We start from the raw sequence: 24,999 nt of genomic DNA, 5'->3' as shown, positions 1-24,999 counted from the left end.
CTTCACTACAAATCATTTATTACAAACTACTCAATCAGCCCTCTATATTGGGCTGATTTTGGAAAAAATCAAGCCCATTTCGAATGAAAGATAAAACTCAGCTTAAATTAACGCTTTTTGCCTTTTTTACCCTTATCCGCTTCTACGTAGGGGTTTTTAGCGGTATTCATCTGAATACGCAGAGGCGTACCGCGTAATTTAAAGACATCCCTAAAGCGACCTTCTAAGTATCGCTTGTAGCTATCCGTCACCCCACTCAAGGATGTACCATGAATGACCACAATTGGAGGGTTCATGCCCCCTTGATGGGCATAACGCAATTTAGGACGACCCATACCAACGCGTTTAGGCTGTTGATGCTCAATCGCCTCTTGCAAAATACGGGTTAAGCGTGGGGTTGGTAGTTTTGCCATTGCGGCTGCATATGCAGAATCCACATCCTTAAAGAGCTCCTTAAGCCCTGTACCCTTTTTAGCGGAGATTGGGTGGACGTTTGCAAAATCGAGGAAGCGTAGCTTTTGCGCAATCTCTAATCGAGCGCGCTCTTTTACATAAGCATCCAAACCATCCCACTTGTTCACTGCAACCACTAAAGCGCGGCCAGCTTCCACAATAAATCCAGCGATGTGTGCATCTTGCTCCGAAATATCTTGCTGAGCATCTAACATCAAGATCACCACATTACAGTCAGCAATCGCTTGCAATGTTTTAACAACAGAAAACTTTTCAATCGCTTCAAAAACTTTTCCACGGCGACGCAAGCCTGCAGTGTCAACCAAGATGTAAGGCTTGCCATTGCGCTCAAAGGGAACTTCGATCGCATCACGGGTGGTACCTGGCATATCAAATGCAATGACGCGCTCTTCACCGATTAATTTGTTAATCAGTGTTGACTTGCCAACGTTAGGTCGCCCTACTACGGCGATCTTCATTGGACGATTTGGATCGTTAGCCAATTCATCCTCATCTGGCTCTGCAATGCCAAGGGAATCTAATGCGTCATCGATCAAGCCACGCACGCCATCGCCATGTGCTGAAGAAATTGGGAACGGCTCACCTAAACCAAGCTCATGGAAGTCGGCTGTGACAACGCCAGCCTGCATGCCTTCTGTTTTATTAACTGCGAGGATAACGGGTCGACCAGTCTTACGTAAGAAATCAGCGATGACACGATCTTGTGGAGCCATACCAAGACGACCGTCAACCAAGAAAATCACAATGTCAGATTCAGCAACGGCTTGCTTGGTCTGCTTTGCCATCTCAGCCACAATGCCGGTCTTGGCTACTGGCTCAAAACCACCGGTGTCTACGCAAATAAAAGCGCGCTCACCAATACGACCTTTGCCGTAGTGTCGATCTCTGGTTAGGCCAGAAAAGTCAGCCACCAATGCATCACGTGAACGCGTTAAGCGATTAAAGAGAGTCGACTTTCCCACATTAGGACGGCCGACGATAGTGATGACTGGATTCATTTTGGACTGTACGCCGCTATTTTTCCACCTTGAGATTGAACCAAGATGAGGCCACCTACCGCAATGGGGGCAGCCGAGATTGGACTACTGTCGTGACGAATACGCGCAACCATCTCGCCATTCGCCTGTGAAAATGCATGGATATAACCTTGAGCATCACCCATGAGTAGCACCCTACCTACCGCAAGCGACTCACCAACATCACGGAATGTCAGCTGCGTGTTTTCCCAAACTTGAGTGCCGTCTTTTGTTGCAAAGGCGGTGACATAAGACTTATCGTTTGCCGAGAAAACCATGTCGGTGCTTTGTGAGGTACCGGTATAACTTGAATAGTCTTTGAACCATAAAAGGTTGCCTGTACGAGCCTGCCCGCAACCAATACGTCCTTGATAAGAGACTGCGCAGAGGATATCGCCTTCCATACTTGGTTTAGCGGTGACATCATTCAAGCGCTCAATCTCTGAGAAGCCCTTAGGAAAAGAAACTGGCGTCTCCCAAACTAAGCCGCCATTAGCAATAGCAATCATCCCAAAGCGCCCACCAGTGAAACCAGTAACGATGACTTCATTGCCAATAGCCAGCATGCCGTAGCCAACACGCAATGACAATGCAGCCTGTTGACGCTGATAAGTCCATTTTTTAGCGCCCGTTAGCGCATCCAGTCCAATGAAGCGATTGTCTAGCGCGCGCACTACGACAACGCCACCGGCTACCACTGGCTCACTCAATACTTCACTACCAACGCTGACATTCCACATCGGCTTACCAGTATCGTCATAGGCGTAGACCACCCCCTTGGTGGTAACGGCAACAGTAGTACGGCCATCAGAGCCAGGGCCAACCGATAAATTCTCAGGAACGGATACTGACCAGACCTTATTGCCGGTTGCTAAATCAATCTTTGCCAAGTTACCACCATGAGAGGCTGCATACACCGCATCGCCAGCAACAATAGGATGAAAGTTAAAGGATTCAGATGAACCAATGCTAGTTGACCATACAGGCTGCAAATCAAATTGATTGGTAACGGTCACTAAATCAGCGGGCTTCCTTACTCTGGAGCTACCAGAGCATGCGGCTAAAGCAATTACCACGGCACCCAATACCAAGGCGGCGCCTAAGCACATCGGTAAACGCTTGATTTCTTTAGTCATCACTGAGCAACTCCTCCAACAGCATCTAATTTAACCTTGAGAAGGCGACGCGCCTCTTCAGGAAATTCTTTTGCTTGGTCTAATTTTTTCCAGGCATCTTGATAGCTTACTTTAGCTTGCTCATTTTTCTTTTGCGCCAAATACCAATCGCCACGACGCTCAAGCCATAAAGATTCAAAACCAGCAATCGGTTTCTCATTCAATATTTGATCAGCCTCTGCAAAATCTTTTTCACTGCCCTGCTCAATCAATAGAGTTACTAGGCGTAATTTCGCCAATCCAAGATAACCATCATTAGATGCATTCTTTGCCGCCCAACGCAAATAATCCAAAGCCTTCGCGGTATCACCTGCGTCTGATGCGATCCGTGCGGCGATCAAACTAGACATTGCTGCGTAAGGTGTGCGGCCATAATCTTTTTGTAAATCATCTGTTGCGCGCAGAGTCTGATCTTTATCACCTTTAGCAATAGCGCCCACCATCGTTTCATAAAGCTTCGAGGCTTCGAGCGCCTGACTATTGCGCCACCATTGATATCCACTGTATGCGGCGTAAGCAAACAACGCAACCGTAACCACACCGGTAATGAGGTTGCGGTACTTTTGCCAAAACGCTTTGAATTGGTCTAATTGTTCTTGTTCTTCTAGATCTAAAGGCATGTCAATCCAAACTTATTTAATAGGTAATTAGTATGTATTAGCTTAATTCTATTCGGAGGCGCCTACCAAGGCATCAATTGCAGCACCTAAGACATCATCCAGGGGTACAGACTTCTGCTCGCCCGTACCGCGCAAGTCCTTGAGTTGCGCCTCATTCTTGGCTAATTCATCGGGTCCAATAATGACCGCAAAGGCAGCCCCACTACTATCAGCCTTCTTCATTTGGGACTTAAAGCTGGCTGATTGACCATCAGGAGGACAGAACAGGATGGTATCGATTCCAGCGCTCCGCAAGCGTTCAGCGATGATCATGGAGGCAGTCAACGTCTCGCCACCTTGATGCAATACAAAAATATCGCATTGAGCCTGAGCTTCTGGCAATGATCCAGAAACCTTCATTAATTCTAGAACCCGTTCCATACCCATCGCCCAACCACAAGCCGGCGCGGCTTTGCCTCCCATACGCTCAATTAATGGGTCATAGCGTCCACCGCCAGCAATAGTGCCTTGAGCACCTAATTCATCAGTCACCCACTCAAATACAGTGAGGTTGTAGTAATCAAGGCCACGAACTAAACGAGGATTAATTTTGCAGGGGATGTTATTTGCTTTAATTAATGCCTGTACCGCATTGAAATGCTTCAGCGACTCTTCGCCCAAGAAATCCAATAATTTTGGTGCGCCCTCAATCAATGCCTGCATCTCTGGATTTTTAGAATCCAAGATACGCAAGGGATTGGTAATGAGACGACGCTGTGAATCTTCGTCTAGCTGCGATTGATTTTTCTCAAAGTAAGTAACCAATGCGGCGCGGTGTTCAGCACGCTCAGGGGCCTGACCTAGGGAGTTCATTTCTAAACGAACGCCCTTCAATCCCAACTCGTCCCATAAACGCTGACCCATGAGAATGATTTCAGCATCAATATCAGGTCCGGCAAAGCCTAAGGCCTCAACACCAAACTGGTGGAACTGGCGATAGCGACCACGCTGTGGGCGCTCATGACGGAACATCGGTCCGGTGTACCAAAGACGCTTAGGCCCTTCGTATAACAAATTATTTTCAATTACAGAGCGCACTAATGCGGCAGTACCCTCAGGGCGTAAGGTGAGTTGCTCGCCATTCAAGCGATCCTCGAACGAATACATTTCTTTTTCAACAATATCGGTAACCTCACCGATGCCACGCTGGAATACGGCAGTTGCCTCAACAATAGGTGTTCGCAAAAACTCATAGCCGTAAGCACGAGTTAAATCACGCAATACATGCTCAAGATGAGCCCACTGCGCCGCATCCGCTGGCAGTAAATCATTCATACCGCGCACGCCATTTATCTTTTGAGTTTTCTGGACTTTAGTTTGCTTGTTCTCGTCAGTCATTTTTATTATTCTTCTTGTTAAAGCTTGGCAGCGTAGTTTTGTTTAACATAGTCATCTACGATCACCTGAAACTCTTCGGCAATTTTCTCACCACGTAGCGTTTTGACTTTAACTCCATCGACAAACACTGGCGCCGCAGGGCTTTCACCAGTTCCTGGTAAAGAAATACCAATATTGGCATGTTTGCTTTCGCCTGGGCCATTGACGATGCACCCCATTACAGCAACATTCATATTTTCTACGCCAGGATGGGTTTTCTTCCAAAGAGGCATTTGTTGGCGCAAATAAGACTGGATATTCGCCGCTAACTCTTGAAAGGTAGTGCTAGTAGTTCTGCCGCAACCTGGACATGCAATCACCATTGGCGTGAAATTACGCAAGCCCATGGTTTGTAATATTTCTTGGGCAACGATGACTTCATTTTCACGAGGAGCACCTGGATCAGGCGTTAATGAAACGCGAATCGTATCGCCAATACCTTCTTGCAACAAAATACTCATTGCTGCAGTAGAGGAAACAATGCCTTTGCTACCCATGCCTGCTTCAGTTAAACCCAAATGCAGCGGATAGTCAGAGCGTCGAGATAGATCACGATACACAGCAACTAAATCTTGAACATTGCTAACTTTGCAAGAAAGCAAAATCTGATCAGGATTCATACCAAACTCAACTGCTTTTTCTGCTGACTGCAAAGCCGACTGAATCAAAGCCTCAATCATCACTTCTTGAGCAGTTTTTGGATTTGCCAGAGCTGCATTGCCATCCATGATCGAAGCCAGAAGCTCTTGATCCAAGCTGCCCCAGTTCACACCAATTCGAATAGGCTTGTCGTATTTGCAAGCGGCTTCAATCATTTGCGCGAATTGTGGATCGCGCTTGGCGCCCTTACCCACATTGCCTGGATTGATGCGGTACTTCGAGAGGGCTTTAGCGCACTCCGGAAAATCATTTAATAAAGTATGCCCGTTGTAATGGAAGTCGCCAATCAATGGCACCAAGACATCCATCTTGTCCAACTGCTCACGAATATAGGGAACTGCAGCAGCAGCCTCTGGAGTATTGACAGTGATACGCACCATCTCCGAACCAGCGCGGGCTAATTCCTTTACCTGAATTGCAGTACCCACCGCATCCGCAGTATCGGTATTAGTCATTGACTGCACACGTACTGGTGCATCCCCACCAACGGTAATGATGTTGGTTTTCCAGGCAACGGTTGCTTGACGCGTTGCACGCTTAAGGGATGGGCCCAGCGGCAGTGGTGGCAATGATTGATTAGAGCTCATTAGGATCTATGGGTTGGGTTCTCATTTTTTACTTAAGCTTTTTGAGCCACTCGATGGGATGCTCGTTTGGCCCCAGATTGGTATCCTCATCAAACTCTTCATCCGACCCAACCTCTGTGAGCTCGATCTCAGTATTGTGAACAGCACGTTCACGCACACGGGTGCGGTCGACTACATCCCCTGCCAGCTGACCACAGGCGGCAGCAATGTCATCACCGCGCGTCTTACGCACAGTAGCCACCATGCCCGCATCTAAAAGGATACCGGCAAAAGCATTGACGCGTTGGGCTGATGAGCGCTTGAGGCCAGACTCCGGGAAAGGATTAAATGGGATGAGATTAATTTTGCACTTAATGTTTCTAAGTAAGCGCACTAATTCTTTTGCTTGGATGTCAGAGTCATTCACGCCATCGAGCATGCAATACTCAAAGGTCAAGAAATCTCTTGGCGCAAATGGTAAGTAACGTTCACACGCATCAAGCAGTTCACGCAGGGGATATTTTTGATTGAGTGGCACTAATTGATCACGTAATGCGTCATTGGGTGCATGCAATGAAACCGCCAACGCTACTGGACAATCTTGTGCGAGACGATCAATCATCGGCACTACACCTGATGTAGAAACTGTCACACGACGGCGTGATAAACCGTACGCCCTATCGTCCAGCATCAAGCGCAATGCAGATACAACGTTGTCATAGTTGAGCAAGGGTTCACCCATGCCCATCATCACCACATTTGAAATCACACGACCCGTGTGTTCCCAGCCTGGCGTTGGAAACTTTTCAATTCTGCGAATAGCCTCGGGGTCATTACGCAAAAGATGTTCAGCAAACCAGAGTTGGCCAATGATTTCGCCAGAAGTCAGATTGCGTGAGAAGCCTTGGTGCCCAGTTGAGCAAAAACGGCAATTGACTGCACAGCCTGCCTGAGAAGAGATACACAAGGTGCCTCGATCATCCTCAGGAATAAACACAGACTCGACCGCATTGCCAGCGCCCACATCCAATAGCCACTTGCGTGTGCCGTCATTGGCATGCTCATCTTTGATAACAGGGAGGGAAAGTACTTCAGCTTTATCTAGCAAAGTTGCTCTAAAGCTTTTTGCTAAATCACTCATATCATTAATGTCAGCTACACCGCGTTGGTGTATCCACTGCATGAGTTGCTTTGCCCTAAAGGGCTTTTCATTCAACCCCGCGACATACGCTGCCATTTGGTCAGCGTCAAAATCTAAGAGATTTACGCGCGGGGAGGTCACTGCGCCTACTTATAAATTAAATAGGTTGTTCGTTAGCAATCGTTGATTAACGATTGAAAACATTCACGCCAGGGAAGAAGAATGCAACTTCCACAGCAGCTGTTTCAGGAGCATCAGAACCGTGAACCGCATTTGCATCAATGCTGTCAGCAAAGTCAGCACGGATTGTGCCTTTTTCTGCCTTCTTCGGATCAGTAGCGCCCATCAAGTCACGATTCTTAGCAATAGCGCCTTCGCCTTGCAACACTTGAATCATTACAGGACCAGAAATCATGAAGCTCACTAAATCTTTGAAGAAAGGACGGTCTTTATGAACGCCATAAAACTGCTCAGCTTCATTTTGTGACAAATGCGCCATTCTGGAAGCAATGATCTTCAAACCAGCGGATTCAAAACGGTCATAGATTTTGCCGATGACGTTTTTAGCGACAGCATCAGGTTTGATAATAGAAAGGGTGCGTTCAATTGCCATGCAAGACTCCAATAGTGATTTCAAAGGTATTTGCTAGGTGAGGTCAATAAGCCACCCCACTCCAGCGACCCCCGAATTATACATTGCCTGACCGTATTTACCCCTATGTCTGTAGGGCTAAGCCCTTGAATTTACAGGGCATAAGCCTTTAATTTGTAGGTCTTTTCTGTGGGGGCTTGAAATTAGGGTGTTTTGTCTATACTTAACCTCAACAGCCCTTCATGGGCTCTTGTATTCACTATGAAAAAGAAGGAGTCAATATGAGTGATCTGAACTCTTACGGCTTTGGCCAAACCGGCTCAATTAGTAATGTCCAGGTGCGCAACCGCGTTCTCCGTAATACTTATGCCCTCTTGGCGCTCTCCATGATTCCAACCGTGATTGGCGCCTGGCTTGGAGTGGCCATGGGTCTAAGCCTTTTCTCTGGTAGTCCATTTATTGGCTTTATCGTCTTCATGGCCGTAGCCTTTGGCTTCTTCTGGGCAATTGAAAAGAATAAAGATACAGGCGTGGGCGTTCTCCTGCTCCTGGGCTTTACCTTCTTTATGGGCATCATGATGTCCCGCTTGATTGGCTTTACCCTCAATAGCTATAGCAATGGTGCGACATTGATCATGTTGTCATTTGGCGGTACGGCTGCAATCTTCGCCACAATGGCAACCATTGCAACAGTGAGCAAGAGTGATTTCTCTGGCCTAGGCAAATTCTTGATGGTAGGCGTACTTCTCTTGATCATTGCCTCATTGGCAAATATCTGGCTGCAATTACCAGCGTTGATGTTGACAGTGATGGTGTTAGCCATTGCCATCTTCTCAGCCTTCATCCTGGTTGATGTTCAACGCGTCATCAATGGTGGCGAGACAAATTACATCATGGCTACTCTGGCTATTTATTTAGATGTCTATAACGTCTTCACCAACTTACTTGCCCTCTTGGGTATTGTTGGTGGTAATCGAGATTAAGGGAGATTAAGACACGCTAAAACTTTAGTGTGTTGTTCTCATTAGGCGCCTGCGGGCGCCTTTTTTACTACTGCTATTTAGTCTGTTTGTTTAGCTAAATAATTAAGTTGCTACAAACATACTCACAGCATAGGATAGTGCAAGCAAGATCAATAAGATTGCAAAACTATCTGAGGCTTTCATGACGCTCTCCCGAAGGTAAAAAAGTTGGGCAGAAATACATCACTGCACAAACTCAATCTACTCTTCTATAAGACATGATTTTGAGGGCGCCGCACCAGCATCAGGCTAAATGCACTAAATATGGGCAATACTTACGGAAAATAGAACTAAATCTGCGGTTTGAGGGGCTATAGACGATCAAATACGGCCATAGACTCCACGTGGGAGGTGTGGGGGAACATATTAATAATGCCCGCACTACTTAATGTGTAGCCTGCCTGATGGCACAAGATCTCCACATCCCTCGCCAATGTTTTGGGATTGCAGGACACGTACACGATGCGTTGTGGCAACAATTCACTTTGTGCAATATGCAATTCTGCAAGCGCCTTGCAAATCTCCATTGCGCCCTCGCGCGGCGGATCCATTAACCAGCGCTCTGCTTTACCCCATGATGCAATCGTTTCTGTTGTGACTTGAAATAAGTCGCTTTGCATAAAGCTGGCTTTATCAACGAGCCCGTTATGCTCTGCATTGGCTTTAGCTCGAGTCGTCAAACTCTCCAAACCCTCGATCCCTAAAACCTGTTTTGCTTTTCTGGCAAGGGGTAATGTGAAGTTTCCAATACCGCAAAAGAGATCCAATACTCGATCTGTTTCTTTCACTTCCAATAAGCGAATCGCCCTACTAACTAAGGCACGATTCATCATATGGTTGACCTGTGTGAAATCTGCAGGCTTAAAGGGCATCTCAATTGCAAACTCAGGCAGCCGATAACAAAGCTTGCCGGTCTCAGGGTAAAACGGTGCAACAGTCTCAATGCCCTTGGGCTGGAGCCATATCCAAACCTGATGCTGATCCGCAAAAGCTCGCAGAAGTTGCTCGTCATCTGCAGTTAAAGACTTGAGATTCCGAAACACTAAAGCAGTGACTGGTTTTGATTTCTTAGGATCATCCGATAAGGCATCTTCCGGCTCGCCAACCGCAATCTCAATCTGCGGCATGCGGTCAACGATTGATAAACCCATCACTAGCTTACGCATTTCTGGCAATAAATCCGATACATGCTTGGGCAAAATTTCACAAGCCAGCATGTCAGCTACATAGCCGCTCTTACCCTCATGAAAACCAATCAGTACGGTACCTTTTTTAATGGAGCGATTGACAGCACTTAAACGTGCGCGGTGACGATATTCCCAAGTAGGGCCACCCATCGGGCGCAGAATTTCTTCAGGCCTTACCTTGGCAATATGTTGCAAGTCATCCTCAAGTACACGCTGCTTGATAGCCACTTGCGCTCGTATATCTAGATGCTGCATGGTGCAGCCACCACACACACCAAAGGCTTTGCACTTAGGTTCCACCCTAAATACGGCGGGTTTCAGAATGTCGCGTACTTTAGCCTTACTAAAGCGCGCTTTATCACTGGTGATAGTGTAAGTGACCAACTCGGTTGGCAGCGCACCCTTAATAAAGATCACCTTACCGCTTTGACCTTGGGCGACCTCCTCCTCATTGGGGGCTAGGCGCGCAATCCCCTGGGCATCCAAATCCAGTGCTTCGACTTTAATTGGCTCAGTCACCTCAATATTGACCGGCTTATCCCCTCTACGCATTCGCAGAAAAACCTTGGAGATATTCTTGCCACTGACCACCGTTAGGCTCTTTAGATTCTTTTTCTAAATAAGCCTTTACGAATTCAATTTCTTCTTGATATTCAGCGTGAGAAAAGCCGCCACGCAGCAATTGAAAGCGGCAGTACATGAGATAGGTATTGACCACGTCGGTCTCGCAGTAACGGCGGATGTCATTAATCTTGCCATCTTGATACGCGGGCCATACTTGGCTGCCGTCCATACCCATCTTGCCCGGGAAACCACATAGCTTTGCCAACCCATCTAAAGGGGCATTCGCACGACCATTGAATTTAGCCAACAGATCCATCATGTCAAGATGACGCATGTGATAACGACTGATGTAGTTATTCCACTTAAATTCTCGGCTATCAGAATCCTGGCTCTCACCCATCTCCCAGTAGCGGGGAGCTTGCACATGATTCGCTAATGCGCGATAGTGCAACACGGGTAAATCAAAGCCGCTGCCATTCCAAGAAACGAGTTGAGGGGTGTATTTTTCGATGAGATCAAAGAAGGCTTGTATTAGGACCTTCTCATCATCCTGCGGAGTGCCTAGAGTGCCCACTTTAATTTGTGGCAAGCCCTCTTTAGTAGTTCTGCGAATCACACAAGAGATGGCAACAATCTTTTGCAGAAACAAGGGTAGAAATTCACTACCGGTCTTTTCTGCGCGCTCAGCCATCACTTTGCTAGCAACCTCGGCATCACTCATGGAGTCTGGAAAATTCTCCAGACGACGTAATCCAGAGACATCTGGAATGGTTTCAATATCAAAGACAAGAACGGTCGCCATGACGCCTACCTTAGACGAACAACATTACTGCAAGTACGGCGTTGGATTAACAGGTTTGCCGTTAACGCGTAACTCGAAATGCAGCTTTGCTGCAGTAGTGTCTGTATCGCCCATCTCAGCAATCTTCTGACCCTTACGAACAGCATCACCCTCTTTTACCAAGAGCTTACTGTTGTGGGCATAAGCAGTGAGATAGGTATTATCGTGCTTAACAATCACAAGGTTGCCATAGCCACGCAAACTATTACCTGCGTAGACTACTTTGCCATCAGAGGCGGCAAGAACTGGCTCGCCGACCTTGCCGGCAATATCAATCCCTTTATTGGTCTCACTGAACTCACCAGTAACCTTACCTTTTGCAGGCCAAGATAAACGAATACCTGGCTCAGCAACTACCTCGTTTTTCGCTGACTCAGGAGTGGAGGCTACTGAATCTGCTTTATCCGCTGCAGGTTTTTTCTCAGCCACTTTTGCGGGCTTAGTTCCTGCTGGTGCTTTAACCATGATCAAGTCACCGACCTCAATCACGTTGGGATTAAAGCTAGGATTGGCTGTCTTGTTCCACTGCACCACATCACGCGGTGCCTGACCATGGTCCAAAGCAATGCGCGCCAAGGTGTCACCTTTTTTAACGCGATAGTAACCAGGGGGCGCAGGCTCAGTTGAGCCACCGCTACGATCAGTCACGCTAGCAGGCTTAGTGCGAGGTGTAGAACATCCAACCATCAACATCAAAGATGAGGACATGAGCGCGGCGAGGAAAAGCTTCAATAAAGTGGATGACATTAAATTGGGTTCTGAATTGGTGAATTCATCATAAATCTCATACTACCCCTGATTGTAAGGGTACAAAAAAGACCCCGTCCAGTACAGTTCTTTGATAGCGCTGGGAACTCATTCTTTCAACCATTACCAGCTGCTGCTCTTTGTCATTCTTGACGACTGGGGCTACCAAGCGTCCACCTATCGATAACTGATCTAGCAAGGCATCCGGAATACCCAAGCCAGCTGCAGCCAAAATAATCCCATCAAATGGAGCAGCCTGAGGCAAACCTAAAATACCGTCGCCATATATTAAACGAAGGTTGTTAATGCGAAATGGGCGCAACTTAGCTCTTGCCATGTCATGTAGCGGACGAATACGCTCTATGGAATAAACCTCGTCTGCCAATAAACTCAGTACCGCCGCTTGGTAACCGCAACCGGTACCAATCTCCAATACTTTGCCAAGTTTATGTTTAGGCTTGTGAAGTAACTCAATCATGCGTGCAACTACTGATGGTTTAGAGATGGTCTGCTCATGCCCAATTGGTAGCGCAGTATCTTCGTAGGCTTGCGCATGTAATCCAGCATCCATAAAAGCATGACGTGGGACAGTGGCAATTGCCTCTAATGTTTTGCCGTGCTTTACTCCCCCAGCATGTACTTTCGCTGCTAGAGCCTGCCGATAAGCAGCAAAGCGTTCGGTCGGAGCCTTCAACCGCGGTCCCAGCCATTTGCGCGCATTGCCGCTAAACGAGCATGGTGCGTTAAATCAAGTTGCATTGGCGTAATCGAGATACATCCTTCAGCAATTGCATGAAAGTCAGTACCTTCAGAGCCCTCTTTGACATCGCCTGCGGCGCCAATCCAGTAGATCTTCTCGCCACGTGGACTGTCTTGCACGACTACTGGTTGTGAGTGATGACGATTACCGAGACGGGTTACACGCCAGCGATATAAATCAGCATAAGGACGATTAGGGATGTTGACGTTCAGTAGTGTTGCCGCACCCTCAGTACGAGCCAAGGCAGAAACCAGCATTTGGGCTACTACATCATGCGCTGCTTTAGCGGCATCTTCAATACGATTCCACCCACGATCAATTTGTGAGAAAGCGATGCCTGGTACACCAAACATCACGCCCTCAACTGCAGCAGCAACTGTGCCAGAGTAAAGCGTATCTTCACCCATGTTCTCGCCTTGATTAATGCCAGAGATCACTAGGTCAGGTTTCTCATCCAAAAATCCAGTCATGGCAACGTGCACACAATCTGTTGGCGTACCGTTGATAAAGAAAAAACCGTCACGCTCACCGCCAGCTACTCGATGAATCGAGAGTGGTCTAGAGAGCGTCAAGGAGTTTGAAGCCCCGCTGTGATTTTGTTCTGGAGCAATCACAGTAATTCGCCCTAATGGACGTACCGCATTGACTAAGGCTAATAAGCCAGGAGCCAAATAGCCATCATCATTTGAAACCAAGATATGCGGTTGTTTTGACATGATTAAACAAGCCCCTGTTTACGTGTGCCACGCGCTCTCATTGCTGCGTAGATCACTGGCAAAACTAGTAAAGTTAAAATCGTAGTGGTTACCATGCCGCCCACAATCACAAGAGCCAACGGACGTTGCGCCTCGGAACCGATCGAATGGGACAAAGCTGCAGGTAGAAGACCTAAACCAGCCAACATTGCTGTCATTAGCACAGGGCGAACACGCAATGCAGCACCATCTACCATCGCATCTTTCATGGCGCCAGACTCTTCAGCTACGGTTTTATTAATATAAGAGATCAAAATCACACCATCTTGGATTGCAATACCAAAGAGCGATAAGAATCCAAACAAAGCAGAAATACTCAAGGTCTCGCCACCAAGATGCAAAGCAATGATGCCACCAATAGCAGCGAATGGAACGTTGATCAAAACAATCACTGCATCGCGGAAATTACCCAAGGCAGTTACAAGCAATAAGAAAATGGCAACGAGCGTCAATGGAATGATGACCATGAGCTTTTGTTGTGCAGCCTTCATTTGATTAAATTGACCGTCCCAAGCAATAGTGTAATTCGTTGGTAAAGCTACGTTCTTTTCAACTAAATACTTGGCATCCTCTACAGCACTACCCAAGTCTCGACCACGTACACTAAAGATCACAGCGATGTAGCGCTTACCTGCTTCACGATAGATAAAGAATGGGCCATCGGTTAATCGAACATTAGCCACCATACCCAAGGGAACCTTTTGCCCATTGGGTGTATCAATCAATAAGTTCGTGACATCGGGAATGTCATTGCGGCTTGCTTCATTTAAACGAACGGCAATTCCAAAGGTTTTTTCATCCTCTAGGAAGTTTGAAACTGGCGCACCGCCAATCGAATTTGCAACCACTGTTTGAATATCACTGACATTCACGCCGTAACGCGCAGCCTTATCGCGATCGATCTGAATATTCAAAGTAGGTTGACCCAATTCTTTGAGGGTATTTTCATCCTCAATACCGCGTACTTTTTTGAGTTGCGTCACTACTTCATGCGCTTTTTGTGCAAGCACCTCTAGATCGGAGCCAAAAATTTTGACTGAGTTTTCTCCCTTAACTCCAGATAAGGCCTCATTCACGTTATCTTGGATGTACTGAGAGAAGCTGTAATTAATACCCGGGATCTTATCGAGCTCAGCCTGCAGATGTTGTAATAGAACATGCTTGCTTGTGCCTTTTGGCATCGACTCAGGAGACTTTAAATACAAGCCGTACTCTTGGTTAAATACCCCAGTAGAATCCGTACCATCATCAGGGCGACCAATTTGAACGGCAACTTTTTCTAATTCTGGCTGCTTTAAGAAAGTCTCACGCAGTTGATTGGCAACCTTAATAGAGTAATCAAGATCAACCGTATTAGGTAAGGTCACGCGCAACCAAATATTGTTTTCTTCGAGCGTTGGTAAGAACGCCGTTCCCAATCGAGTCGCGCTTAATAAAGTTACGCCTAAGATAAAAATAGATACAGCAATGACATGACGAGGATGATCCATCCACTTTCGGAGCAAAGGGCGATAACGCTCGAGCATCCAAGTAATGAATTTAGGCGGCGCATGATGGAAATTTTCACCAAAAACATAAGACATCGATGCCGGCAAGAAGGTCAAACTCAGAATAATCGAGGCCACCAAAGCAAAGCCCATAGTGAAGGCCATTGGCTTAAAGATAATACCTTCAACACCGCCCATTAAAAACAACGGTGAATAAGCCACAATGATGATGCTGGTGGAATAAATCATGGCACGCTGGACTTCGCTAGTGGCCAAAATAATGCTTTGATTGACCCGCTTACCACCCTCTTCCATATGGCGCATCACGTTTTCCGTAATGATCACAGCCGCATCCACAATCACACCGAAGTCAATTGCTCCTAGCGAGATCAAATTCGCTGGCACATTGAATATATACATCATGATGAAAGAGAAACATAGCGCTAACGGAATCACAGCGGCTACGACTGCCGCAGCGCGGAAATTACCTAAAAATACATAGAGCAATACCAGAACCATGGTGATGCCAAAGAACATGGTGTGCTTCACAGTGCCTACAGTGATGTCCAGCAACACCTGTCGGTCATAAAAAGGTCTCACCTGAATACCGGGTGGCAAGATGTGATTATTGACGTTATCAATTTTTTCACGCACGCGAGCCAAGACTTCTGAGGCATTTTCACCGCGACGTAGATAGACGATCCCTTCAACAGAGTCTGGATTGCTATCGAACTGAAACAGGCCCAAGCGGGGTGCATTACCAATAAGAACAGTTGCAATATCGCCAATTCGAACTGGTACTCCCTTATTGACTGCAACAACTACTTGTTTAATATCAGCAATATTCTTCAGTAGGCCCACACCGCGCACGACAAACTGTTGCTCGCCACTTGGCAATATGCCACCACCAGTGTTGTCATTCGCTTTCGTTAGTGCATCGATCACCTGAGGCACAGTCACGCCCTTGGACTGAAGACTTTCTGGGCTAACAATGACTTGATATTGGCGAACTTTGCCACCAAAGGAAGAAACGTCAGCTACCCCTGGAGTTTGCTTGAGCTCTTTATAGATCTCGTAATTTTGTAAGGTCTTAAGACGTGTAGGTGACGCGTAATCAGAAGTCACCTGGTAACGCAAGATTTCACCGGTCGCATCTGAATCTGGACTAACACTGGAATTTACCCCTGGCGGAAACGCCACATTGCCTAAATTGGTGATGAAGATTTGGCGAACTTTAAAGGGGTCGGCATTGTCATTGAACTTCAACGTAACAACGGACAAACCAAACAGAGATACTGAGCGAAACGCTTTTACCCCCGGAATACCAGCTAAGGCATTCTCAACTGGAATAGTGACTTGCTGTTCAACCTCAGTTGTACTTCTCCCTGGCCATTGGGAAATCGCCTGAATCGTCAGCGGCGCAACTCCTGGGTATGGCTGAATCGGTAATTGTTTTAAGCTAAATGTGCCAAGCACCAACAGCACAGCAGCGGCAAATAAAATAATGACGCGCTTATCTAAAACTCCCCGAATGAAGGAGGTTACAAAACTCAATTATTCCTCCTGCTTGGCAAAACGGTCGTTCAATAGAACCGCGCCATCAGTTAAGACCAACATTCCAGGCTCCAGCCCCTCGGTTACCGCGAAACGCTTGCCATCAAGGTCGTAGCCTTTAACTGAGAAACGGCGGAAGGTGTCTTTAGATGTTTTGATGATGACATAACGCATCTCACGTACCCGCACAATGGCTGACTGAGGGACGACAACAGCCTCTGCCTCGCCCGTCTTAAGCTTTGCGCTGACATACATATCGGGGCGCAATAAACCATCGGTATTTTCAACATCACAACGGATGAGCAAAGCATGTGTCTCTGGATCAATCACTGGCGCAATGTAATTGGCCGTTGCAATAAATTCTTTATCAGGATAGGACTCGGAACGCAGCACCATGGCCTGCCCTTTTTGAATCTTCCGAATATCCTGCTCGTACACATTACCTAAGAACCACAACTCTTTAGGATTTGCCAAGGTCACCAAAACATCGCCAGCATTTACGATCGATCCTGGCTCTATTGAGCGCTTTACCACCACGCCCTGTAAAGGAGAGCGCATCACTAAGTTATATTGGGTTTTTCCACTTTTATCTAAAGTCTTAATATCTCCATCACTCGCCCCTAGATTACGCATCCGGTTTGCAGCAGCCTGTTGCGTAATTTGAGCATCGCCCAACAGATCACTCATTGTCTTGTTCGCCTCAAGCACTTTAGCGGTCTTAGAGGACAGTAAATACTCTTGTTGCGCAGAGAGAAACTCAGGACTATAGAGCTCAACCACTGGAGAGCCGACTTCAACTGGCGCGCCATCAAAAGCATAGATACGCTCTACCCTTCCAGGGGCTCTAGCAGAGAGTACCTTAGATTTTTCAGCATTAAATGCTAGGCGGCCCGGAACACTTAACTCAACAGGCACTTGAGTTTTTACGGCATCTTGGAAAATATAAATATTGGGATTGAGATCTACGCCTGGGAGCTTTAACTCCATTGCACCACTGTTTTCAATCGATAAAGTCTTGGCTGTTTTCTCAAGTTTGACTGGACGGTTCACGTTAACAAACAAACCAATCACAATACCCAGCATCAAAATAGAAACACAAATAATGACTAAGCGGAGACGGGCACGTGTCTCTGGGGGTAACGCCCAATATGAGCGATGAATCTGATTCGTATTAGCGGCAATGCGAGCAGTAAATTTATCCCTTAGCTTCTGAATCTCTTCAGAAGCTCGCTTGAGGATATGGGTTAACTTGTCCTTCAAAACAACTCCTTAAAAAGGTTCTTTGCCAGCAGAAACCAGCAAGACTGCCTGGGATTGCATCAAATTTGCTTCCGCCAAAGCCAGTTGCACCTCTAAATTACGCAACTGCGTCTGTGCCGTCAATAAATCATTAAAGCCTTGACCGTTATTGGAATACTGAATTAATCCCACCTTGTAAGCAGCATCTGCTTGTGGTACTTGGCGATCTTTTAAAAACTGGGTTTGATTCTTGGCCTGCTCATAAGCAGCATAAGCAGTGTTCACAGCAAGCACGATTTGCTGACGATTAGAGATATTGCCCGCCTCAGCAGCTGCTTGATTGCGCTGCGCCTGCTCTACCCCGTACTTTTCCTTGGTAAAGAAATACAAAGGAATGATGAGATCCAACTCTAACTGGTAGAACAGTGCGCCATTGTTTGCGGAAAATGGACCACGCGGTGTGTAAGATGAACCAATCACTTGGAAGTCTGGCAAATAAGCTTTCTTAGCAAGATCCACACCCTTACGTGCAGCATCCAATTGCAGCGCGGAACTCTTTAAAGCAGGATGACTGCTTTCAGCATAGTCTTCAAGCTCAATTAATGTAGGTACACCATTCATAGCACGACGCACATCACCGCGGAGTACAAGCTTCTCACGGGAGTGGCGACCCACTAAGGTATTAATACTATTAATAGCAACTTGAAGTTGACGGTCAACATTAAATTGATCGGCTTCAGCAGCGCTTTGTGCCACTTGCGCATTCAGATACTCAACATAAGCTGCAGCATTATTCGCATAACGGGCCTTAGCTACATTCTTAATCATCTCCAGTCGGATGACGGACTCTTTAAGAACCTGTAGTTGCTTTTGTGAGGCGAGTGCGCCGTAGTAAAGACTGGAAAGCTGCGCACCTAACTGCAAATAGGTCGCTTCTGACTGAGCCAATAAAGCCTCTGCATTTGTATCGGCAATATTCGCTGCTAAGCTTTTTTTGCCTGGAAACTGAAAAGGTTGCGCAATCGAAATAGCATTGTTACTACTGATACCGCCGCCGCCAGGGTTGTTGGGAGAAGGTGCATTTGCCCCACCTAAAGCAAGCGGAGAATTCACCGGCATACCTGACCACACCAATCCTACTTGCGGATTGGCTGGCGCATTAATTTGTGGAACAGTCGCCTTAGCAGATAAGTAAGACTCACGCAATGAAGATAATTGCGGATTATTCGCCTTGAGCTCATTCCAAAGCTGGCGCAAATCCATCTCCGTTGGTCCAGATGCAATAGGCTTGGTATAAATTTTTGGAGTATTTGCTTTTGTGACTGGAGCAAACATTTCGGCCGCCTTAGAGCTAGCGCCAAGTTGCGCACCAATGGATGGTGGCGCTGCTAATGAAGTATCGTTAGACTGAATGGTCACACTTGCTGGAGCGCTATCTGCAGATGACTGAGAAAACGCTGAAATAGAAAAAGTAGAGGCGCAAAGAACAAAGGCTGCCATTGCAAATGGAGTCACTCTTTTGAGCGGTGTAGCTACGCTAGTTTTGTGTTTGCCGAGAATCAACAAAAGCGGCTGCCTCTAAATCAATAAAAATGCTGTTTTTATAGCCCCAGATGCGGATTTAGAACTAGTCCAACGCCGTTTCCGAGGGTTTTAAGGATTATAGGGGACAAAAGCCAAAAGTCGAATTATTGAAAATTGCTATCTTATTGATTCTAAACATAATAATTATGGCTAAAGTCATTAAAACTCCTAAAACTCGGCGTGGATCCTAAAAGAGAGGATATTTACAGGTCCACGGGCCGCGTTATAGGCCGGATTATTGATGTGCTGGAAGTTCAAACCTGCCAGAACATTTTTAATCACAGTCGCGTTGTAATACACCTCACCAATACGCTCTGGACGATAAGAAATTGTCTGTCCTGGACCGGCATAGTCACCAATAAAGTAGGACACTCCGCCAGACTGTAAGTAATTCTTCCGATAGCTTGATAAGCCGTTTTGCATCATTGAAATACCAACGGTATCTTTTGGACGACTCCAACTTTCGCCATTCAGTCCCATACCTACCGATAAAGAATTATCCGCTTCGGTGAAGGACATGGTTTCGGTATGCCCATCCGATGTAAATGCGCGGCCATAGATCCCGAGATCTTTGGTTAATGCTTGCTCACCATTAATGCCAATACCCGTTTTGTATTGATAGTTGGTGCGCACATTATTAATGGCTTGTGTACCTTGCGCATTGTTGGCAATTACGTAATTAGTCGCATCAGAAAAACGCGCCAAGATCATTTTATTGCGATAAGCAAGCACACTCACCTTACCAGGCAAGTCGGCAATTTGATGTTGGCGCTCAACCTCAACTTGATCGCCGTAAGTATTAAAGATTTGCCAATTGAGATCTCTACCATTCGGAGTCTTTGGAGCAAGCATACGTCCAGCACGCATCACCCAATTACCCAGGTACCACTCGCCCGCCAAGCCAGTACTGTAGCCACGCGCATCGGCTGCATAGTCATAGGCTAGATAGGTCATATTGCCCCAGTTCATAAACTGCACGCGAGGATCCTTAGCGTAACGACTGTCGTCAAAAATATCTAATGTAGAAAACTGACCGGCGGTGACTACAACGCGATTACTGCTTACTGTTTGGGTAATTTGATTGGCTTCGTTTTCCAGAACAATCTTATCGCCCTCCTGATTAAAAGTCTGACGCAAAAAAGCACGGGCAGAATAAAACTTTGCTTGAGCCCCAGTCGCTTTGGTTGCTTCACCGTTGGTAAAACCGGCGAGACCTACCAAGCCTGAAAACGGTACGCCAGAAACAACTTCGGGGTTGAAGTAGATGTCGGTATTAGGAGCTAAGCGTGCACCAAAAAATAAAGTGCCAGACCAGGTATAACTCATCGACTTTAAGTCAGATAAACTATTTTGTCCTGAATAAGAGGATGTGAAGTTGTTATAACGCTGGTTGATATAGGTTGTTTGACCATGCACGTTTACCGGCAAACCAAGGACCTCGCCCTCGGTTGGCAAGCCCTCAATAGCTTCTGCAAAACTCGCAACTTGGTCGGCACCTGACCCTGCCCGCTGTGCATACACAGAAGCAGTGACAAAACTTAACAAGAGAATGAGCAAAAGCTTGCGGGTCATTCACGATTTCTGATGAGGTTGCTAAACCTAGTGGTTATGGCAACAGATTGAAGGAAAAATCTGTGCTCTCACGGCCTGGGATTGAAGCCCAAGGGTGGTGCAGCCCAAATTATCCCCAAAAAGAGGCAATTTACCTAGTCTTTATGTCCTAGAGATGACAGATCGAGGATCAATCACTGATGGATTGGGCTCGAATTAGTCTTTGGGTGTGCCCCGAAAACAACTCACCACCCGGAACGAAGAAGAATTAGCGGCGATCCATTAAGGCGCGAGCCAAGGTGCCAGCATCCACATACTCGAGCTCACCACCCACTGGGATACCTCGCGCGATGCGAGTGACCTTGATACCTTTCGACTTGAGTACTTCACCAATGTAATGCGCAGTGGCCTCACCTTCACTCGTGAAATTCGTAGCCAAGACCACTTCACGAATCGGTACACCGGTATCGGGAATCTCAATGCGATTGAGCAATCGATCAAAGCCAATTTCGTTTGGACCCATGCCATCGAGTGGTGAGAGACGACCCATCAATACAAAGTAATTACCTTTGAAACTGAGTGTCTGCTCCACCATCACCTGGTCTGCAGGCGTTTCCACAATGCACAGCAATGAAGGATCACGGCGACCATCGGAACAAGTACTACAAACCTGGGTCTCTGAAAACGTATTGCAACGCGCGCAGTGTCCAACAGTTTCTACTGCTTCACCCAATGACTGAGCAAGGACTGCTGCACCATTACGGTCATGTTGTAACAAATAGAACGCCATGCGCTGCGCTGACTTGGGGCCTACCCCAGGCAGAACGCGTAATGCCTCAATCAATCGACCGAGTGCATCTTGAGGAGCTTCTATGCGTGCCATTAAATATTCAGGTTCTTATTTAGAATGGCAACTTAAAGCCGGGAGGCATAGGCATACCAGCAGTGGCGCCAGACATCATCTGGGCACTTGCCGCTTCCACCTGTTTGAATGCTTCTGTGTAGGCGGTCACGATGAGGTCTTCCAACATCTCACGATCGTCCATTGCACCCGGATCAATCTGCACGCGTTTGAGTTCGTATTTGCCAGAAATGGTTACTTTAACCAGACCACCAGCCGCTTGGCCAGTCACTTCCAACGCAGCCAATTCGGCTTGCGCAGTTTTCATCTTCTCCTGCATCTGCTGAGCCTGTTTCATGAGGCCAGCAAGTCCACCTTTCATCATCGCTTTATTTCCTTAGTGGTATTACTTATGATTTATGAAAATTGATATTGAATTAAAGAGGTTTCACAGAACCGCCAACTACCTTGGCACCAAACTCTTTTTCTAATTGTTGAATAAATGGATCGGCCGCAATCATTTGCTCCGCATTCACTCTCTTCTCTTGATGAATCTGGGCATCAACTTTAGCAACAGTCTTGCCTTCTACTTCGCCCTTCTCAATCACGATCTTGACGGGCTTGCCAAAGTGAGCGGTGAGCGCATCAGCCAAACGGCCAACAGAAGCGTCAGAAGCTAACTGCGGCATTGGCGTAACGATGGTTGCACGTACTCCAGCAGGTGAATCGCTCCAATCTTGCAACTCTGTCTGGAATGCTAACTGCTGCACCATCCCTTTAACGGGTAACTGACGCATTAAGGCATGCCAATCAGGACGCTCGGTAGAACTAGCTGCGGCAGGTGGTGCTGACGGTGTCGACATCGGAGCGGCAGGCGCGGCCACTCTAGCAGCAGGTGCTGGTGCAGACGCCTTAGGAGCGGGCGCTGCTGGCCGGGCAGTATTTACTGGTGGAGCCGAGGGTGATGATGGCGCTGAAGAAGAATTGCTTCCTCCACCGCCATTGCTTCCGGGACGAAACGCCAACATACGCAATAGCGTCATGGCAAAGCCCGTTTGCTCATCCGGTGCCAGCGATAAATCTGGGCGGCTAGTAATCGTAATTTGATAGAAGAGCTGCGCTTCTTCTTTTGTGAGCAGGCCTGCCAAGCGACGAATCTCGCCTGCTTCTGGCCAATCTTCTAAAACGGACTCTGGAACAACTTGCGCTGCTGCAATTTTTTGCAACAGACTTGAAAGATCTTGCAACGCCAATGAGAAAGACATACTGCGCTCACCCATTTCATTTGCGACTGCGAGCAGGCTTGCACCATCTTTAGCAATCAAGCAATCCAAAATACGGATGAGGTAAGCGTCATCTAAGGTGCCGAGCATGCCACGTACGGATTCTTCGCTAACCTTGCCAGCCGCATAGGCAATAGCCTGATCAGTTAACGATAAGGCATCACGCATTGAACCTTGAGCTGCCTTGGCGAGAACACGTAAGGCATTGACTTCACATTCTACTTTTTCTGCAGCAAGCACTTTTTCTAAATGCTCAACGATGAGCGGTACTGGCATTTGCTTGAGGTTGAACTGTAAGCAACGAGACAAGATAGTTACAGGAATCTTTTGTGGATCAGTTGTCGCCAGAATAAATTTAACGTGCTCTGGAGGTTCTTCCAAAGTTTTAAGCATGGCATTGAAGGCATGATTGGTGAGCATGTGCACCTCGTCAATCATGTAGACCTTATAACGCGCATTGCTGGGTGCGTAAGCTGCCTTCTCTAGGAGAGCGGCAATATCGTCAACACCACGATTACTTGCCGCATCCATCTCAATATAGTCAACAAAGCGACCTGCATCAATTTCCATACAGGCCGGGCATTTACCGCAAGGCTCTGAAGTCATCTTGCCTGAACCATCGGATCCAGTGCAGTTGAGGGCTTTGGCCATAATCCGGGCAATTGTGGTCTTACCTACTCCACGGGTACCCGTGAAGAGCCATGCGTGGTGCAGGCGACCCTGATCCAAAGCATGGGTTAAGGCCTTAACCACGTGGTCTTGGCCAACTAATTCAGAGAAGGTTTTGGGGCGCCACGAACGGGCTAATGCCAATGCTGTCATGTCTTACATTCTAACAAGCTAAAATGGAATTGGATGGGCCTCCCCGCATGGTGGGTTGGATAACCTGGTCAGGTCGGGAACGAAGCAGCCAAACCCAATTTCTGCCAGTGCCGGGGGTTTGGCTCATCCACCCCCCCCAGGAATTCAGAAGATCTTCAGAACCCTGAAAATTCCCCAAATCATCCAAATAATGAGCAAAACCAGGACTGTTAGTGCGTCTAACGAGATCCTAAATAACTGCAATTGTTTATGGGAACACTCAATAGACACGCGCAAAGTATGCCCTCCTCAATGTGGAATATTTGAGCGTAGAACTATGCGATCTCGCCGAATAGGGCGTGCGGATGATTTAGGTGTAAACGAATTGATACACAAGGCACAATAGATCTGTACAAACCCAATAAAAAGCACTTATGCCCCAAGCCATTATTTTTGATGTAGAAGCGACCGATAAAAATGATGCCGTCATTATTGAAGCTGCCTCACTCGATGTCACCTCACTTAATCCATTCGAAGTAGGCAATCCTTGGGTGCAACGTTACAACCCGGGAAAACCCATTAGCTTAGGTGCACTTGCCACTCATCACATCATGGATGAGGAATTGATCAACTGTCCCGCAAGCAGCTCTTTTAGATTGCCGGCTGGAACTAAATATCTTATTGGCCACAATATTGATTTTGATTGGGTTGCGATTGGCAGCCCTGAGGTCAAGCGCATTTGCACTTTGGCACTTGCGCGTAGTCTATGGCCTGATTTAGATAGTCACACGCAAAGCGCACTACTCTATTACTTTGAGCGCGAGACGGCACGAGAGCAATTACGCAATGCGCATAGCGCCTTAGCCGATGTATGGATCTGCTCAAAAATTGTTGCTCAGATTATCGATAAGTTACACCCCGTTTCTTTGGATGCTTTATGGGAGATGTCCGAGAAAGCCAGAATTCCAAAGACCATGCCTTATGGCAAACATAAGGGTGAGCTCATTAGTCAAGTACCCAGTGATTACAAGCAATGGCTACTACGCCAAGACAATGTCTCTACTTATTTGCGCAAAGCTTTAGAAGCCAAGTAACAGCCTTTACTAGGGAATAAGGAATCCGT

General features: G+C 47.0%; 20 protein-coding genes, 1 other RNA gene and 1 pseudogene. 3 read left to right on the top strand and 19 right to left on the bottom strand.

The features are described from left to right. Window positions 1-107 precede the first annotated feature (107 nt). Genes der through ndk form a run of 7 tightly spaced genes read right to left on the bottom strand, consistent with a single transcriptional unit; the run spans window position 108 to window position 7,681 of the window. A complete protein-coding gene (der, locus tag ICE90_RS05155; protein ID WP_072582172.1) occupies window positions 108-1,472 on the bottom strand; it encodes a ribosome biogenesis GTPase Der in 1,365 nt (454 codons plus the stop codon). After that, window positions 1,469-2,626 carry an outer membrane protein assembly factor BamB gene (gene bamB, locus ICE90_RS05150; RefSeq protein WP_215321840.1) on the bottom strand — a complete coding sequence of 386 codons (1,158 nt, stop codon included), beginning with the start codon at window positions 2,624-2,626 and terminating at the stop codon, window positions 1,469-1,471. Before bamB ends, der begins: the two co-directional genes overlap by 4 nt. After that, complete coding sequence (locus ICE90_RS05145) at window positions 2,626-3,285, bottom strand: tetratricopeptide repeat protein (protein ID WP_215321839.1); 660 nt, start codon at window positions 3,283-3,285, stop codon at window positions 2,626-2,628. Before ICE90_RS05145 ends, bamB begins: the two co-directional genes overlap by 1 nt. A gap of 48 nt (window positions 3,286-3,333) precedes the next feature. Further along, on the bottom strand, window positions 3,334-4,662 hold the full coding sequence (hisS, locus tag ICE90_RS05140; protein ID WP_216191236.1) for a histidine--tRNA ligase: 1,329 nt from the start codon (window positions 4,660-4,662) through the stop codon (window positions 3,334-3,336). 17 nt (window positions 4,663-4,679) lie between these two features. Next, window positions 4,680-5,948 carry a flavodoxin-dependent (E)-4-hydroxy-3-methylbut-2-enyl-diphosphate synthase gene (gene ispG / locus ICE90_RS05135; protein ID WP_216157006.1) on the bottom strand — a complete coding sequence of 423 codons (1,269 nt, stop codon included), beginning with the start codon at window positions 5,946-5,948 and terminating at the stop codon, window positions 4,680-4,682. Window positions 5,949-5,976: 28 nt separating this feature from the next. Further along, window positions 5,977-7,209 (bottom strand): 23S rRNA (adenine(2503)-C(2))-methyltransferase RlmN, encoded by a 1,233-nt coding sequence (rlmN, locus tag ICE90_RS05130; RefSeq protein ID WP_215321836.1) that lies wholly within the window; start codon window positions 7,207-7,209, stop codon window positions 5,977-5,979. A 46-nt stretch (window positions 7,210-7,255) separates the two neighbouring features. Next, complete coding sequence (ndk, locus tag ICE90_RS05125) at window positions 7,256-7,681, bottom strand: nucleoside-diphosphate kinase (RefSeq protein ID WP_216191235.1); 426 nt, start codon at window positions 7,679-7,681, stop codon at window positions 7,256-7,258. Between the two features lie 260 nt (window positions 7,682-7,941). Between ndk and ICE90_RS05120 the strand changes: the two genes are divergently transcribed. Next, complete coding sequence (locus ICE90_RS05120) at window positions 7,942-8,643, top strand: Bax inhibitor-1 family protein (protein WP_215321835.1); 702 nt, start codon at window positions 7,942-7,944, stop codon at window positions 8,641-8,643. A 350-nt stretch (window positions 8,644-8,993) separates the two neighbouring features. Here ICE90_RS05120 and rlmD read toward each other — a convergent pair whose 3' ends face one another. The 12 genes and pseudogenes from rlmD to dnaX all read right to left on the bottom strand — a co-directional run bounded on the left by rlmD (window position 8,994) and on the right by dnaX (window position 23,897). Then, on the bottom strand, window positions 8,994-10,421 hold the full coding sequence (gene rlmD, locus ICE90_RS05115) for a 23S rRNA (uracil(1939)-C(5))-methyltransferase RlmD (protein WP_216191234.1): 1,428 nt from the start codon (window positions 10,419-10,421) through the stop codon (window positions 8,994-8,996). After that, window positions 10,414-11,235 (bottom strand): 3'-5' exonuclease, encoded by an 822-nt coding sequence (locus tag ICE90_RS05110; RefSeq protein ID WP_216191233.1) that lies wholly within the window; start codon window positions 11,233-11,235, stop codon window positions 10,414-10,416. Before ICE90_RS05110 ends, rlmD begins: the two co-directional genes overlap by 8 nt. Window positions 11,236-11,259: 24 nt before the next feature. Further along, a complete protein-coding gene (locus tag ICE90_RS05105; protein ID WP_215321833.1) occupies window positions 11,260-12,021 on the bottom strand; it encodes a peptidoglycan DD-metalloendopeptidase family protein in 762 nt (253 codons plus the stop codon). A gap of 37 nt (window positions 12,022-12,058) precedes the next feature. Beyond that, window positions 12,059-12,682: pseudogene (locus ICE90_RS05100) on the bottom strand (protein-L-isoaspartate(D-aspartate) O-methyltransferase); the annotation flags it as partial. Between the two features lie 29 nt (window positions 12,683-12,711). Continuing rightward, complete coding sequence (gene surE, locus ICE90_RS05095) at window positions 12,712-13,497, bottom strand: 5'/3'-nucleotidase SurE (RefSeq protein ID WP_215321831.1); 786 nt, start codon at window positions 13,495-13,497, stop codon at window positions 12,712-12,714. A gap of 2 nt (window positions 13,498-13,499) precedes the next feature. Next, on the bottom strand, window positions 13,500-16,577 hold the full coding sequence (locus ICE90_RS05090) for an efflux RND transporter permease subunit (protein ID WP_216191232.1): 3,078 nt from the start codon (window positions 16,575-16,577) through the stop codon (window positions 13,500-13,502). After that, on the bottom strand, window positions 16,578-17,837 hold the full coding sequence (locus ICE90_RS05085) for an efflux RND transporter periplasmic adaptor subunit (protein WP_216191231.1): 1,260 nt from the start codon (window positions 17,835-17,837) through the stop codon (window positions 16,578-16,580). 9 nt (window positions 17,838-17,846) lie between these two features. Beyond that, entirely contained in the window at window positions 17,847-19,382 is a 1,536-nt protein-coding gene (locus tag ICE90_RS05080) for a TolC family protein (protein WP_215321828.1), read from the bottom strand. A gap of 186 nt (window positions 19,383-19,568) precedes the next feature. Continuing rightward, window positions 19,569-20,972 carry a carbohydrate porin gene (locus ICE90_RS05075; protein ID WP_215321827.1) on the bottom strand — a complete coding sequence of 468 codons (1,404 nt, stop codon included), beginning with the start codon at window positions 20,970-20,972 and terminating at the stop codon, window positions 19,569-19,571. 247 nt (window positions 20,973-21,219) lie between these two features. After that, on the bottom strand, window positions 21,220-21,834 hold the full coding sequence (gene recR / locus ICE90_RS05070; protein ID WP_215321826.1) for a recombination mediator RecR: 615 nt from the start codon (window positions 21,832-21,834) through the stop codon (window positions 21,220-21,222). Between the two features lie 19 nt (window positions 21,835-21,853). Continuing rightward, a complete protein-coding gene (locus ICE90_RS05065) occupies window positions 21,854-22,177 on the bottom strand; it encodes a YbaB/EbfC family nucleoid-associated protein (RefSeq protein ID WP_072582156.1) in 324 nt (107 codons plus the stop codon). A gap of 52 nt (window positions 22,178-22,229) precedes the next feature. Then, a complete protein-coding gene (dnaX, locus tag ICE90_RS05060; RefSeq protein ID WP_216191230.1) occupies window positions 22,230-23,897 on the bottom strand; it encodes a DNA polymerase III subunit gamma/tau in 1,668 nt (555 codons plus the stop codon). Window positions 23,898-23,929: 32 nt separating this feature from the next. On the opposite strand from dnaX, the gene ffs reads away from it, so the two are divergent. Further along, window positions 23,930-24,028, top strand: an RNA gene (ffs, locus tag ICE90_RS05055) — signal recognition particle sRNA small type. 282 nt (window positions 24,029-24,310) lie between these two features. Further along, on the top strand, window positions 24,311-24,970 hold the full coding sequence (locus ICE90_RS05050) for a putative quorum-sensing-regulated virulence factor (protein WP_216191229.1): 660 nt from the start codon (window positions 24,311-24,313) through the stop codon (window positions 24,968-24,970). Window positions 24,971-24,999: the final 29 nt, after the last annotated feature.

Source organism: Polynucleobacter sp. AP-RePozz3-80-G7, from assembly GCF_018882145.1.
Taxonomy (GTDB): domain Bacteria; phylum Pseudomonadota; class Gammaproteobacteria; order Burkholderiales; family Burkholderiaceae; genus Polynucleobacter.
This window is presented reverse-complemented; position numbering and strand designations above follow the sequence as displayed.

What these genes read in the sequence shown, in the direction of transcription:
- der (WP_072582172.1), bottom strand. Translation starts at nt 1,472, where the DNA reads ATGAATCCAGTCATCACTATCGTCGGCCGTCCTAATGTGGGAAAGTCG.
- bamB (WP_215321840.1), bottom strand. Translation starts at nt 2,626, where the DNA reads ATGACTAAAGAAATCAAGCGTTTACCGATGTGCTTAGGCGCCGCCTTG.
- ICE90_RS05145 (WP_215321839.1), bottom strand. Translation starts at nt 3,285, where the DNA reads ATGCCTTTAGATCTAGAAGAACAAGAACAATTAGACCAATTCAAAGCG.
- hisS (WP_216191236.1), bottom strand. Translation starts at nt 4,662, where the DNA reads ATGACTGACGAGAACAAGCAAACTAAAGTCCAGAAAACTCAAAAGATA.
- ispG (WP_216157006.1), bottom strand. Translation starts at nt 5,948, where the DNA reads ATGAGCTCTAATCAATCATTGCCACCACTGCCGCTGGGCCCATCCCTT.
- ndk (WP_216191235.1), bottom strand. Translation starts at nt 7,681, where the DNA reads ATGGCAATTGAACGCACCCTTTCTATTATCAAACCTGATGCTGTCGCT.
- ICE90_RS05120 (WP_215321835.1), top strand. Translation starts at nt 7,942, where the DNA reads ATGAGTGATCTGAACTCTTACGGCTTTGGCCAAACCGGCTCAATTAGT.
- rlmD (WP_216191234.1), bottom strand. Translation starts at nt 10,421, where the DNA reads ATGCGTAGAGGGGATAAGCCGGTCAATATTGAGGTGACTGAGCCAATT.
- ICE90_RS05110 (WP_216191233.1), bottom strand. Translation starts at nt 11,235, where the DNA reads ATGGCGACCGTTCTTGTCTTTGATATTGAAACCATTCCAGATGTCTCT.
- ICE90_RS05105 (WP_215321833.1), bottom strand. Translation starts at nt 12,021, where the DNA reads ATGTCATCCACTTTATTGAAGCTTTTCCTCGCCGCGCTCATGTCCTCA.
- surE (WP_215321831.1), bottom strand. Translation starts at nt 13,497, where the DNA reads ATGTCAAAACAACCGCATATCTTGGTTTCAAATGATGATGGCTATTTG.
- ICE90_RS05075 (WP_215321827.1), bottom strand. Translation starts at nt 20,972, where the DNA reads ATGACCCGCAAGCTTTTGCTCATTCTCTTGTTAAGTTTTGTCACTGCT.
- recR (WP_215321826.1), bottom strand. Translation starts at nt 21,834, where the DNA reads ATGGCACGCATAGAAGCTCCTCAAGATGCACTCGGTCGATTGATTGAG.
- ICE90_RS05065 (WP_072582156.1), bottom strand. Translation starts at nt 22,177, where the DNA reads ATGATGAAAGGTGGACTTGCTGGCCTCATGAAACAGGCTCAGCAGATG.
- dnaX (WP_216191230.1), bottom strand. Translation starts at nt 23,897, where the DNA reads ATGACAGCATTGGCATTAGCCCGTTCGTGGCGCCCCAAAACCTTCTCT.
- ICE90_RS05050 (WP_216191229.1), top strand. Translation starts at nt 24,311, where the DNA reads ATGCCCCAAGCCATTATTTTTGATGTAGAAGCGACCGATAAAAATGAT.